Annotated in this window: 12 protein-coding genes and 1 pseudogene; 12 read left to right on the plus strand and 1 reads right to left on the minus strand. The window is 38.8% G+C overall.

Annotated elements, in window-relative coordinates:
• The first annotated feature begins 36 nt into the window (after window positions 1–36).
• The 12 genes and pseudogenes from QME58_04450 (at window position 37) to QME58_04505 (ending at window position 12,789) form a co-directional block, all read left to right on the plus strand.
• Complete coding sequence (locus QME58_04450; protein ID MDI6803082.1) at window positions 37–1,410, plus strand: tryptophanase; 1,374 nt, start codon at window positions 37–39, stop codon at window positions 1,408–1,410.
• On the plus strand, window positions 1,407–2,129 hold the full coding sequence (locus QME58_04455; GenBank protein MDI6803083.1) for a hypothetical protein: 723 nt from the start codon (window positions 1,407–1,409) through the stop codon (window positions 2,127–2,129). The genes QME58_04450 and QME58_04455 overlap by 4 nt, the downstream gene beginning before the upstream one ends.
• Window positions 2,130–2,132: 3 nt before the next feature.
• Window positions 2,133–2,504 carry a metallopeptidase family protein gene (locus tag QME58_04460; protein ID MDI6803084.1) on the plus strand — a complete coding sequence of 124 codons (372 nt, stop codon included), beginning with the start codon at window positions 2,133–2,135 and terminating at the stop codon, window positions 2,502–2,504.
• Window positions 2,505–2,518: 14 nt separating this feature from the next.
• The gene (locus QME58_04465; GenBank protein ID MDI6803085.1) at window positions 2,519–3,979 is read left to right on the plus strand and encodes a DASS family sodium-coupled anion symporter; all 1,461 of its coding nucleotides are present in this window, start codon (window positions 2,519–2,521) and stop codon (window positions 3,977–3,979) included.
• A gap of 17 nt (window positions 3,980–3,996) precedes the next feature.
• Window positions 3,997–4,290, plus strand: a complete 294-nt coding sequence (locus QME58_04470) for a hypothetical protein (protein ID MDI6803086.1) — start codon at window positions 3,997–3,999, stop codon at window positions 4,288–4,290.
• A 6-nt stretch (window positions 4,291–4,296) separates the two neighbouring features.
• Window positions 4,297–4,776, plus strand: a complete 480-nt coding sequence (locus QME58_04475; GenBank protein MDI6803087.1) for a hemerythrin domain-containing protein — start codon at window positions 4,297–4,299, stop codon at window positions 4,774–4,776.
• Between the two features lie 153 nt (window positions 4,777–4,929).
• Window positions 4,930–6,141 carry a pectate lyase gene (pelA, locus tag QME58_04480; protein MDI6803088.1) on the plus strand — a complete coding sequence of 404 codons (1,212 nt, stop codon included), beginning with the start codon at window positions 4,930–4,932 and terminating at the stop codon, window positions 6,139–6,141.
• A 132-nt stretch (window positions 6,142–6,273) separates the two neighbouring features.
• Window positions 6,274–6,762 carry an alpha/beta hydrolase-fold protein gene (locus tag QME58_04485; GenBank protein MDI6803089.1) on the plus strand — a complete coding sequence of 163 codons (489 nt, stop codon included), beginning with the start codon at window positions 6,274–6,276 and terminating at the stop codon, window positions 6,760–6,762.
• Window positions 6,763–7,059: 297 nt separating this feature from the next.
• Window positions 7,060–9,387, plus strand: a complete 2,328-nt coding sequence (locus tag QME58_04490; GenBank protein MDI6803090.1) for an SBBP repeat-containing protein — start codon at window positions 7,060–7,062, stop codon at window positions 9,385–9,387.
• Window positions 9,388–9,405: 18 nt separating this feature from the next.
• Window positions 9,406–9,813: pseudogene (locus QME58_04495) on the plus strand (type I restriction enzyme HsdR N-terminal domain-containing protein).
• Between the two features lie 838 nt (window positions 9,814–10,651).
• Window positions 10,652–11,017: a four helix bundle protein gene (locus QME58_04500; protein ID MDI6803091.1), complete on the plus strand. Its 366-nt coding sequence runs from the start codon at window positions 10,652–10,654 to the stop codon at window positions 11,015–11,017.
• The gene (locus tag QME58_04505; protein MDI6803092.1) at window positions 10,999–12,789 is read left to right on the plus strand and encodes an N-6 DNA methylase; all 1,791 of its coding nucleotides are present in this window, start codon (window positions 10,999–11,001) and stop codon (window positions 12,787–12,789) included. The genes QME58_04500 and QME58_04505 overlap by 19 nt, the downstream gene beginning before the upstream one ends.
• A 171-nt stretch (window positions 12,790–12,960) precedes the next feature.
• On the opposite strand, the gene QME58_04510 is transcribed toward QME58_04505, so the two are convergent.
• Window positions 12,961–13,434: hypothetical protein (locus tag QME58_04510; protein MDI6803093.1), on the minus strand; the 474-nt coding region annotated here is incomplete at its 5' end.

Below are 13,434 nucleotides of genomic sequence, written 5' to 3' on the forward strand. Positions count from 1 at the left end.
GTAAATTCATTGCAATTAAAACTTTATGAGATTGCAATGAAAACTATAATCGAACCATTTAAAATCAAATCAGTAGAGCCCATTAAATTCACTACAGGTGAGGAGCGTGAGTCAATTTTAAAAAATGCCGGCTATAATCCTTTTTTAATCCGTGCGGAAGATGTTTTAATTGACCTTTTGACTGATAGTGGAACCTCGGCAATGAGCGCTAAACAATGGAGCGGTATAATGGATGGTGACGAGTCGTATGCAGGTGCCCGAAGTTTCTACCGCTTTGAAAAGGCTGTTAAAAACCTTACAGGTTTCAAACATATAATCCCAACTCATCAAGGCAGAGCTGCCGAGAAAATTCTTTTTACTATCGTAGGAGGTGGAGGGAAATTTATTCCAAACAATACACACTTCGATACTACACGGGCAAATGTGGAATTCAGCGGAGCAACCGCAATTGATTTACCTTGTAAAATAGGACGAGATCCGGATACTGTTGCCGACTTTAAGGGAAATATGGACATTGATGCCCTCGATAATTTCATTAAAAATCAGGGAGCAGAAAACATTCCTTTAATTATGATTACTGTAACTAACAATTCCAACGGTGGGCAACCTGTTTCGATGGAAAATATTAGAAAAACAAAGGAAGTGGCAAAGAAATATAACATTCCGCTTTTCATTGATGCTTGCCGCTTTGCTGAAAATGCCTACTTCATAAAGACAAGGGAAAAAGGTTACGCGAATATATCAGTCAAAGAGATTGCTCAAGAGATGTTTGCGTTGGCTGATGGCTGCACGATGAGCGCCAAAAAAGATGCTCTTGTAAATATGGGTGGCTTTTTAGCTTTAAATGATGATGATTTAGCTATGAAAGCACGCAACATATTGGTTGTAACTGAAGGATTTCCTACATATGGCGGTTTGGCGGGAAGAGATTTAGAAGCCATAGCACAAGGTTTAGAGGAAGTTGTGGATGAACACTACCTCACCTATCGCATTCGGTCAGTCGAATATTTGGGTGAGAAGTTAACCAAACACGGAGTACCGATATTACAACCACCCGGTGGTCATGCGATATATCTGAATGCCAAAAAATTTGCTCCGCACATTTTGCCTGAACATTATCCAGGACAAAGTATTGTAGGTGAACTTTATATATGTGGTGGCATTCGTAGTGTTGAAATTGGGAGTGTAATGTTCGGAAAATATAATAACCAAACTGGTAAATTGATCTCACCGAATATGGAATTAGTCAGGTTAGCCATTCCGCGTCGAGTTTACACACAAAGCCACATCGATTATGTCATCGAAGTAGTTACCGAGGTTTATCAAAAACGTAATAGTCTAAAGGGTTATCGGATTATTTTCGAGGCTCCAATGCTGCGGCACTTCACGGCAAGGTTTGAACCATTATGATAATTTGCCCGGTTTGTAATACCGTAAACCACCATCTCGCAATTATTTGCAAGCAGTGTGGTGGTTACATACAAACAAAAATAGAGAACATCGATCTGTTCCAGAAGCTTTGGCAACTCATCGAACATCCCGTAAAAGCATTTAAGCATATCGCCATTGCCAAACATAAAAATTATATAATCTTTCTAACCTCTTTGTTTGGAATGAGTTTTTTATTTCTTCTCTTTGAATACATCAACATCGGTCGTTTCATTGATAAGGGAGTTTCTATTGCTGTTGCCGGGATAGGTGGCGGAATTGTTTTAGGTTTTTTCACAGTAGTTTCACTAACATCCATAACGCTTGCATTTTCAAAATTATTTAAATCGCCACCTACAAAATTTTGGAATTTATATTCTGTTATCGCATATTCAACTGTGCCAATCATTTATATTTTCATATTTTTACTGCCAATAAAACTTTTAACATTTGGCATAACCCTTTACACATCAAACCCATCGCCCGTATTAGTTAATGCTTCGGTTTCGTACATATCATGGTTTTTAGAGACACTGATGTTTGCCTGGTTTATTTTTTTATTTAGTACTGCAAGCAAAGTTGTGTTCGAGTTTAATTTTTTCAAAGCAATTACAATGACATTAGCTATATTAATAGGCTTAGGAGTAGGGGTCGTGTTAGTTTTAAATTACATTAGTTCATCAATAATCTCCTCTCATTAAGAAATGCAAAAAAGTGAATTTGACGAAATAGTCTCTCTTTGTTTTGAAAGCCTCCCCGAAATTTTTAAAACTAACATCGATAATGTTCAATTTTCGGTAGAAGATTATCCAACCCACGACCAATTATCAAAAATAAAGCATACTTCAAAGTACTCGCTACTCGGTTTATATGAAGGAGTGCCACGAAAATACAGAGGACCTGGATACGGTATGAGTGCAATGGTGCCCGACAGGATAACTCTTTTTCAGAATAACATTGAATCTGTATCTATGAATGAGACAGATTTGAAAAGCAAAATCCGAGAAGTATTGATGCATGAGATTGGTCATTATTTCGGAATGACTGAAGATGAAATTCGTAAAGCCGGTTATTAACGAAAGTTAAGCGTGTGATTACAAAATCAAAAATAGGCTTCATAGTTGGTCCAATTATTTTTGTTACAATTTTATTGATGCCTGTTCCCGAAACTTTTCTTCATAATGTCAGGCAAATCCCAAACCTAACCGAAATCGAAACTCTTGAATTAGCAACAGGAATGAAAAACGTATTAATTCCTATATTTCAAGTGAAAGGATTGGTTAACGGTACGTTATTCGATTTTACATTTGCAAATACTATTAAAAATTATGCACATCCCGTAATCGGGTTGTTCTTCGGTTGTTTTTTATTAGCGGCTGCGATGCAGAAATATGGTATTGATAAACGGGCGACTTTATGGATTTTAACACGAGGGAAAATAGCAGCTAACCCGAACAGGATTTTATTAGCTATGATGTATTCGAGTGCGTTCATGTCGATGTGGATTTCAAATACTGCTACCGTAGCGATTCTTCTTCCGATTGCAATGGGGCTTATAGTGCACAGTAAATTGCAAGATTCGAAGAATGGTTTTGGAGTTGCACTGATGTTAGGAATAGCATGGTCAGCTTCTGTTGGGGGTGTCGGGACGATAATCGGAACGCCGCCAAACGGTATTGCTATTTCTATCCTAAAACAAAATGGCTTACATACAATTAATTTTTTAGATTGGATGAAGATTGGTGTACCGTATGTGGTTTTGTTTATTCCTATTCTGTGGTTTTTATTAATCAAATTATTCCCCGTATCAAACGATACAATCATCGACGTTAAATTTCTGAATAGCCAACAATCTCAAATTGGAAGACTCAAGACCGGCGAAATTTTAACTGCATCGGTTTTTCTGTTAGCGATATTTTTATGGATTAGCAGACCTTTCTGGGATACTCTTCTTACAAATAACATTTCAGAAATATTAAGTTGGATTGATGAGTATCTAATTGGACTTTTTGCCGGATTAATTCTTTTTGCAATACCGGTAAATTTCAAAAAGTTAGAATTCGTTCTGAATTGGAAAGACACAAAATTTGTTGAATGGGGAACTCTGATTTTGTTCGGTGGCGGACTCGCGCTTTCAGATGCAATGTTTAAAACAGGTTTAGCTTCATGGATTGCAGCATCGTTTATCGGGTCCTTCGGTTCACCCTCTACTTTTGTTATGTTAATGATTGTAGTTGTATTTATTGTATTTTTAACTGAGGTAACTTCAAACACTGCCGTTACATCTATGATGGTTCCGGTATTAATTGCAATTGCATTAAAAACCGGCAACGACCCAATAACGTTTGCGGTAGCTGTTGCTTTTTCGGCTTCGTTAGCTTTTATGCTTCCGGTTGCAACCCCTCCGAACGCATTAGTATTCAGCACTGGATTTGTAAAGATGACACAAATGGTAAAAGCCGGATTTATCTTAAATATCATTGCGTGTTTTTTTACTTTAATAATTTTCTTTATATTTGGACATCTAATATTTAAAATACTAACATTCTAACAAAAACAGGAAAAGATATGGCAAATGTTCTTTTTATTATCTCTTACGAGATAAAGCCTGATAAGAGAGGCGAATATCTAAATCTTATCAAAAATTTATCAACCAAAATTAAACAGCTCGGCATGGTTTACGATGTGTACGAAAAAAAGGGCAAAACCAATTACTTTAACGAGGTCTATTCGTGCAAATCGATGGATGAAATTGATAATTTGGAGGATTCGTTTGATGAAAAAACACAAGAACTAATATCAGTATTAGCTAAATTGGTAAAAGGGAAGATGACGTATCAAACATTAATCGGGCTTGATTAGAAAAAGATGAAAAAGAAGTTTAACCCCATTGTTGTGTTCATACAAGAACACTCAAGCTTGTTGTTGATTTTAAAAAAACTAAATGCAGCCGCTCAATCCATCGAGAAGGAGGGAGTAAAAACAAAATCTATAAAAACCATCAATGATGTAATCAAAGTGTTAGAGGAGGAGATAATCCATCATAATGTGATGGAAGAGGAAGCCTTGTTTCCCGTGCTAGAGCAATATGTTGAAGGACCAACCGAATTACTGGTCGATGAACATAAGTTGATGCGAAAGAAGTTTTTGAACTTAAAAAAGACACTTGCACAAGCTCAATTACCTAAGGCATCAAAATTAATTTCTCAGAAATTAGTTTTAAATATCCGGGAAACTGTTCATGTATACGTGAATCATATACACAAAGAAAACTATATCCTTTTTCCGCTGCTGAAAAGATTTTTATCGAAAGAAGAATTGGATAAAGTTGCATCAAAGATGAGGTGATGAAATCCATATCAGCGCTGATTTTGATAATACTATGTTGTATTGGATAGCCACAAGCGGAATAATTATTTTGACTACCCGTTTGGCTACTGGTGTATCGACAAGAAAAAATATTCACTCAGTTGGTTTTCAGCAATACACATTCCCGTTATAATGATAAAAATAAAACATAATATTCCTCGAATTGGACATGCGATTTATATTTTATTACTCATCATAGTATTAGCAGTTGCATCGTGGGCGCAACAATATAAGGACACTAATGACAATCAAACGATTGATACTACAGGTTTCATAGACAGCACACACCATTGGTACGACATCTACGACGAGGATAAAGTCATTACTCCTTCACCGCATCAGCCGAGATATAAAATAAACCAAATAGTAGAAATCTCAGATAACATTTTACTGTATCAAAAGTTGAATGGCGGATGGCCCAAGAACTACGATATGCTCGCCATATTAACCGAAGAGCAAAAATATTCGTTGCAAAAAGTAAAAGAAAAAACGAATACTACTTTCGACAACGGGGCAACACATTCACAGATACATTATTTGGCTAAAGCATATACGGCTACAAAGATTGGAAGATTTAAAGCGGGTTGTTTGAGAGGAATAGATTTCATACTTGCGGCGCAATACCCCAACGGTGGCTTTCCCCAGTTTTTTCCAGACACAAGCGGCTACAGAAAATATATTACATTCAACGACGGTGCTATGATCGGTGTAATGAAAGTGCTCCATGATATTATCCAAAATAAGCCTTGGTATTCGTTTGTGGATAGTTTCACACGTATTAAGGTATTGCAAGCTTTTGATAAAGGGGTAGAGTGTATTTTGAAATGTCAGATAATTCAACACAGTAAGTTGGCAGGATGGAGTCAGCAACACGATAACGTGAATTTTCGTCCTCAAGGTGCAAGGACATTTGAGCCGGCTGCACTGGGTGGAGAGGAAAGTGCTGATATTGTTCGTTTCTTGATGAGTTTAGAAAATCCAAGCCTGGAAATTATTAGCGCGATCCAAACAGCCGTAAAATGGCTCAAGGAATCACAAATATATGGTATTCGAGTGGAAACAATTGAAGCTCCGGCAATGGTTTATAAATACTCCACATCAAAGATCGACCGGGTGGTTGTTGAAGATCCAAAAGCAGTGCCCATCTGGGCGCGGCTTTATGAACTGGGAACGAACAAACCTCTGTTCTGTAATAGAGACGGAATACCGGTTTATTCTTTAGCAGAAGTAGAGAGAGAGCGGAGAAGCGGATATAGCTGGTACACTTACGAACCGGACAGAGTGTTCAAAGAATATCCCAAATGGCAGAAGAAGTGGGCACCGGATAATAACGAACTGAAATGATGATAATAAGAACAATAATTTTAATCCTTTATGTTACAGTCGCTGGTGCCCAAGTAACAGTTGTCGAGGATAGTCTCTTTTCTCCATCCGTTAATTCCACAATGAAATTTTGTATTGTACTTCCTGAGGGATATGCAAAAGGAACGGAACGCTATACAACAATTTATCTTCTCCACGGATACGATGGGTGGCTACGGCGCAGCAAAATTCGGATTGAAACATGATACTCTTTTTTTCTTCGCGGGATGTTTGAGTCCGGCAATTCACGCACCTTTCGGGCTTGAAGATTCTGCTATCGTCTCGAGGCGTTCAAAGGAAGCGATTCAAACTATTCGGGATATTTTTGGTGCAACGAGAAACAGTTATTGGGATGAGAACGATGTATTTGCGCTTACCCCAAAAGCTGACCCAACATCCTCACCATTCTTTTATCTTGCTGTCGGCTCACAGGATGGTTTACCTGAGATTTTGGAGTTGACTTACAAATTTGCCGTTACATTAAGAAAGCAAGGTATCGAATTTGAATTACACGAAACCGCCGGTGCACACGATTGGAAATTCTGGAATAAAGAAATTGAAATCGTTCTGCATAGAATCAAACAATTGAGAAAGATGAAGTAGAATAATTTGCATAAAAAGGCTATAATTTCGCATAAATCTCAATTTTATCGAAATTAATGTTATTCACTGAAGTTACGCAGAATTGACTTTTTGTCATGTTGAGCGAAGCGAAACATCTAAAAATAGCCTGAATTTGAGGTTTCAGATTCTTCTCCCGCTCTACGAGCGGGATCAGAATGACTCTTTTGCGTAACTTCAGTTTATCAGTAAATTTTGATTGACTATCATCTTAATATTCGCTAATTTTACAGCAATAAATCTGTCTGCATTTAATCTTTTTTAAAAGGAGTATTGAGTATGAAAAATTTTAAACCTTCCTCACTTTTCTTTTCTTTAATTTTAACAATATTATTTATCCTTCCTTCCCAAACCCAACCGCTTCGCCAATGGGTGGCGCATTATAATGGACCAGCGAATTCATCGGATGTTGTTACTTCAATGGTCGTAGATGATTCCGGCAGCATCATAGTAACAGGTTGGAGTAACGGAGTAGGTACAGGGGCTGATATAGCGACCATCAAGTACAACGCTGATGGGGTTACACAATGGATACAAAGATACAACGGCAGTGGTGCCGGAGAAGATAAACCGGTAAAAGTTGTCGTTGACAGCGCAGAAAATGTTTATGTAACAGGGTGGAGTAATGGAACCGGTTTGGATATTGTTACCATTAAGTACGACAAAGCAGGTGTACAACAATGGTTAGTAAAATATATTGGAACAGGGGACGACAAACCTTCTTCGATCCAGGTCGATGATTCGATGAATGTCTATGTTACAGGCTCAACTGTCGTATCAGGTTCAGGGCTTGATATTGTTACTTTAAAATATAACAGTGCTGGTATTCTGATTTGGTCGAAGACTTATAACGGTCCGGGTAATGGTAACGATTATCCTGTTTATTTAAAGTTGGAAGATTATAATTATTGTTACATCGGTGGTGTTGCCAAAGAAACCGATAATGACTTCTTAGTTATTAAATATAATTCAAAGACGAGCGATATTGTTTGGACCAGGTTGTTCAAGCGAACGACCGGTGCAGAGGATATTTTAAAAGCAATGGTTTGGAGAGATGCTGATGAATTGTATCTGACCGGGACGACTAATACCGGTACAGGAAATGATATCCTGACAATGAAAGTAAATGGTATCACTGGAGACACAGTTTGGACGCATGTTTACAACGGAACAGCATCGGGTGATGACGTCCCGTTCGGAATTGCCTTGCATAGCAACTCTCGAGTTTACATTACCGGTCGGTCAGTTGCTTTCGGTTCTTATTACGATATCATAACTTTACGATATGACCAGAGTGATGGGGATTTAATTTTTGAAACTCATTACAACGGTCCCGCAAATGATGAGGATGTCGGTTATGCTATTTTGGGTGGAGGCTCTCCGCACATTGTTGGCTCAAGTTTCGGTATAAATTCAGGTAGAGATATTGTGTTTTTAGAAGTGAAAGCCGATGGCGATATCCGTTGGAAATTAAGATACAACGGCATTATGAGCAACGATGACGTTGCAGTGGCATTAGATTATTATAAAGATACATACTACATCGCGGGGAGTACATTAATGAAGAAAGGAACTCCTGATTTTCTCTTGATAAAGTATGTGAAAGATGATTTGATGAAATACCGGACAATTACACAGAATGATTTACTTCTAAAAGGAGTCAGCTTAAAGCCTTATAATTCAACCGGTAATTTTGGTAACCTTCGCGACTCAGCATTCGCAAGAGCATTCCCGAAAATAAAGAAATATTATGCCGGTGCACCTGGCGGTATGGTACTCGGTATCGCACGAGCAGATAGCCCGAACATCTGTGGATGGATACGCTTTAAATCTGGAAAAGATTTAATGAAATTTGTTCCGCATACAGGTAGTCCTCGTGGTTTTGATATTGCTAAAGGTGTACCGTTCTTCAAAGAGCTTAAGGGTGCAAAATTGGCTGACCATAACAATAAATTAGCCGGAGAGCTTGCAACACTGAAAATAAATATCGGAGCCAGTGATGCTGAAATTACTCCAATCGGTTTAGGAGATCTAATCTTCAACAATGGTGATACAAGTTATCATTATAATGGATATACGGTACGTCAATTAGCTCTGGTCGTAGATAACTTTTTATCATACTATCGAAACTACAGCGGCGTCGATTGGGCACGGTTCGATACAATGTTAACTAAGATCAATAGTGCGTTTTCTGGACCTTATGCACAGGTCAGTCAGTCGCCATTTATGGTTTCGGGTGTGGCACTTTTGGATACGATTCCATTCCTACAAAAAAATCCTTTAGCTATTCAAATGCGTTTAGAATTTAAACCCGAGATGCTCGACGAAACTCCAAACGAGTTTGCATTATATCAAAATTATCCCAATCCCTTCAACCCATCGACTACAATTAAATTTACGCTGCCAAGCGCTTCTTTGGTAACAGTGAAAATTTATGATATTCTAGGACGCGAGGTTGCAACATTACTCGAACAAGAAGAATTAGACGAAGGGGAACAGTCAATCGATTTCTTTGCCGATAATTTATCTTCTGGAATTTACTTTTGCAGACTTGTAGTGAATAAAGGAGAATTTCAGCAAATTAAAAAAATGATTCTGATGAAATAATTTTATTAAAATAGCATTATGACAGAATCTTACAACCGCATAAAACAATTAACCGAGCAATTCAAATCTCAGGAAGCCGCCTATCTTTCTCCGGGATATCAGGAATCGCAGGTCCGGCAGGATTTTATTGATAAGTTATTTACTGCTCTCGGTTGGGATGTTACGCATGAAGTTCAAAAGAATCCTTACGAGCAGGAAGTAAAGATTGAAAATAAAGTTAACACATCCGGCTCGCAGCGGCGGGCTGACTATGCTTTTTTTACAGCACCTAACTTTCGCGATGTTAAATTTTTTGTTGAAGCAAAGAAACCATCAAGAAGCATATCGAATCCCAACGACTATTACCAGACAATACGTTACGGATGGAATTCCAAAACACCTATAGCTGTGCTTACAGATTTTGAGGAATTTCATATACTCGACTGCCGGTTTAAGCCCGATATAAAAACCGCACTCGACAGAAAGCTTGAGGTTTTCCATTATACCGATTTTGAGGATGAAGAGAAATTCAAAAGAATTTATTATCTGTTCAGTCGCGTTGAGGTAGCTAATGGATCGATAGATAAGTATGCCGGTGCCTTGCCTAAGCCGCGTGCAAAGGCAGCAGAAAGAGGAATGTTCAAAGCCGAATACAAGGCTGTCGATGAGGCTTTCCTTGAAGCATTAGACGGATACCGCGAACAGCTTGCCCGTGCATTCAAAAATAAAAACCAGAATTTAGAAGGTGAGGAACTAACCGAAGCCGTTCAGCGCACAATTGACCGACTTGTGTTTATAAGATTTTTAGAGGATAAGTCGATTGAGGAACCGGCTATTGTCGCGATAAAAGATAAACCCGCCGTGTGGGAAGCATTCGCATCTTTATGCAAACGACTTGAGCCGAAATACAACGGACTTGTTTTTAAGCCGCACAGGATTATTGACAGTCCGGAGTTTAACCCTCCCGATAGTAAAATGTTTGCAGATATATGCAGCGAGCTTGCCGACCCAACCTCGCCTTATGATTTCGATAAAATACCGATTTCAATTTTAGGCAGTATATACGAACGTTTCTTGGGTAAGGTTGTTAGCACTACCGATAAGCGTGCAAAGGTAATTGAGAAACCTGAAGTGCGCAAAGCCGGAGGTGTATATTATACGCCTGAATATATTGTACGGTACATTGTGAATGAGACTGTGGGGAAGCTGCTGTATGAAAAAAAGGGTATAGGAATTAGGGGCGAGGGTATAGGGGTTCAGGGATTAGAGATCATGAAAGGAGAATATGATGGCATTAAAAACTTACAAGGAATTGGAAGTATGGAAGCGGGCGATGTCGTTAGTGGAAGAAATTTACAAGTTGACGACGTTGCTTCCCAAAGAGGAGCAATACGGATTGAAGAGCCAGATGCAACGAGCAGCGGTCTCAATTCCGGCGAACATAGCGGAGGGATACGGGCGGACGAATCGGAAGGAATACCTTCTGTTCCTGTCATACGCACGGGCATCGTTAATGGAATTGGAAACACATTTGGAAATAGCGCTGCGGGTTATTCCACTGAAGCAGGATCAAACATCACTGGCAATATCGTTGATGGAAGAAGTGGGAAAGATGCTCACGCGCCTAATACAATCCCTCAAAGCCCACTAAACCCTAATCCCTACACCCTAACCCCTAAGCTTACTCCCAAGCAAGTAGAAGATTTAAAGATAATAGATATTGCCTGCGGTTCAGGCTCGTTCCTCATTGAAGTGTATAGCCAGTTGTTAGATTACCATACAAAGTATTACAACGAGTTTCCAGAGAAAGCAAAGAAGGGCGATGTTGAAACACGCGAGGGCAAAATTGTATTATCGCTAAAAAAGCGACAGGAGATTTTAACAAACAATATTTACGGTGTTGATATAGATTTTCAGGCGACTGAAGTTACACAGCTTTCGCTTTATTTAAAACTGCTTGAAGATGTAACGATGAACGATGCTTTCCAATACAGTTTGCTGAAGGAGAAGATACTTCCCGATTTGAGGAATAATATTGTTTGCGGCAACTCGCTAATCGGTCGCGAGATACTCGAAGGCAAACTATTTGACGACGAAGCCGAGCATACACTAAAGCCGATGAACTTTGAGGATGCGTTTCCTGAAATAATGAATCCTTCGACACGCTCAGGAGGCGGCTTCGATGTGGTGGTGGGAAATCCACCATATAGAGTAATTGGAAAAGAGGATGCCGAAAGTCATATAACTGGGTATTTACAATCAAAATATTCTTCATTTCAATACAAAGCTGATTTGTATCACCTGTTCATTGAAAGATCAGTCAGCTTACTGAAGGCTAATGGGATGTTAGGATACATCACCCCGAATACTTGGTTTACTCTACAGTTCACAAAAAATTTGCGTAGTTTAGTATTGAACAATTCTTTGGTTCAGAAACTTCTTATATTTAACCATAAAGTTTTTGGAGACGCAAATGTTGATACAGCCATAACTGTGTTAAGGAAAGGTACGAAAAGGGAAAATACTGACAAAGTTCAGGTTTGGTCATTTCCAAAGGTCTTCTCTCCTGAACTGATTTCAACAATGACACCACAAAGATTCTCTCAATTAAAATGGCAAAAAGATGAGCCGTATCGATTTGAAACGAGAGTATCATTTCAGTTAGAACAATTGCTTTCAAAAATTAAATCTCAGAGTAAAGAACTTGGAGTTATTGCACGTGCTTCACTTGGAACCCAGGCATACAATAGTGGTAAACATACGAAAGAACAGATTGTTAAGCGTGTGTTCCATGCTTCAAAAAAGCTAAGTGACGAGTATCTACCAGAAATCGCTGGAAGTGATGTTGGCAGATATAGCTTACAGTGGCAGAAAAAAGAATACATCAGATATGGTCCGTGGTTGCACGATTATAGAACTATGGAATGGCTTAGCGGTCAGAGATTATTGATTAGAGAAATTACGGGAAAAGGTATCTACAAGATTTGTGCAACCTACCTTGAAGATACTTACTGCAATTATAAAACTATTCTAAATGTCATTTACCGAGAAGATAGAACATTTTCTATGAAATTCTTGTTGGGCGTTTTGGACTCACGTTTGATTTCTTTTATTTATCCACTTGTATCCAATAAAATTGTGAAGGATAATTTTCCTCGTTTGTCTGTCGGTGACTTAAGACTTATTCCCATCCGCACAATCAACTTTGAGGATGCGGCGGACAAAGCCCGTCACGATAATATTATAAAGCTTGTAGAGCAAATGTTAGATGCAAAAGCTAAGTTAGCCAATGCCAAAACAGAATCGGAAACCAACCGGTTTGAAATGCTTTGTAAAACCTTAGACCGCCAGATAGACGAGGCAGTCTATGAGCTATACGGTTTAACGGAGGAAGAGATAAGGATTGTGGAAGTGGGGAAATAAAATATTGTGATTTCGGCTAACGGTCAGGGCTTGCCGCAGTGGCGGATTAAATGCTCGTCACTGTCGCCCAGCACAAAGTTAATTAATTGAACAAATATTTCTTTACGCACTGCACCCGCCATTGTCGGCAAGCTATTGTTGGCGGCCGTGCTACTGTCTTCACGAAGTCCGTCAGATTAATTGTTTTGAGATGCTCTTACAAAGTTCCCAAATTATTCTTGCGTCACTTTGTTGTATGAAAACTCCGTAAGTTTTTTGTTTGTAAGGATGAATGAAATTTCTGTAATCTCTCAGAACAACACCTAAATCTTTTTCCGTTTGAGTTATCCATTTTAGTTCGTGTGCAACATCAATATAATTTCTAAGTGTCCATTCGTTAAGAGGCAACGTTTGTCCTTTCGGATTTCTCGGTGCAAGTTTGGCAGTAAATACAGGTGCTTGCGTTGGCAGCTTATTGATTTTATTAAGCAAAAGGGTTTCAAGTAGTCCACCCATCATCACTACGGCTGCAAGAGGAGCATTGCCTTCTACACATTTGATGCATTCGTCCCATCTTGAAGCCAAAATCTTCTGCATATCTAAATCGGCAACAACTTTTGCAAAGTTGGGAATTGTATCAACTGTCTTAGTGGCTGGTTTTGCCAC

It is taken from the genome of Bacteroidota bacterium (assembly GCA_030017895.1).
Classification (GTDB): Bacteria; Bacteroidota; Ignavibacteria; order UBA10030; family BY39; genus JASEGV01.

Excerpts from the sequence above, each read along its gene's own strand:
- QME58_04460 (MDI6803084.1), top strand. The coding sequence starts at position 2,133 with ATGCAAAAAAGTGAATTTGACGAAATAGTCTCTCTTTGTTTTGAAAGC.
- QME58_04490 (MDI6803090.1), top strand. The coding sequence starts at position 7,060 with ATGAAAAATTTTAAACCTTCCTCACTTTTCTTTTCTTTAATTTTAACA.
- QME58_04475 (MDI6803087.1), top strand. The coding sequence starts at position 4,297 with ATGAAAAAGAAGTTTAACCCCATTGTTGTGTTCATACAAGAACACTCA.
- QME58_04470 (MDI6803086.1), top strand. The coding sequence starts at position 3,997 with ATGGCAAATGTTCTTTTTATTATCTCTTACGAGATAAAGCCTGATAAG.
- QME58_04485 (MDI6803089.1), top strand. The coding sequence starts at position 6,274 with ATGCAAAAGGAACGGAACGCTATACAACAATTTATCTTCTCCACGGAT.
- pelA (MDI6803088.1), top strand. The coding sequence starts at position 4,930 with ATGATAAAAATAAAACATAATATTCCTCGAATTGGACATGCGATTTAT.
- QME58_04450 (MDI6803082.1), top strand. The coding sequence starts at position 37 with ATGAAAACTATAATCGAACCATTTAAAATCAAATCAGTAGAGCCCATT.
- QME58_04455 (MDI6803083.1), top strand. The coding sequence starts at position 1,407 with ATGATAATTTGCCCGGTTTGTAATACCGTAAACCACCATCTCGCAATT.
- QME58_04500 (MDI6803091.1), top strand. The coding sequence starts at position 10,652 with ATGATGGCATTAAAAACTTACAAGGAATTGGAAGTATGGAAGCGGGCG.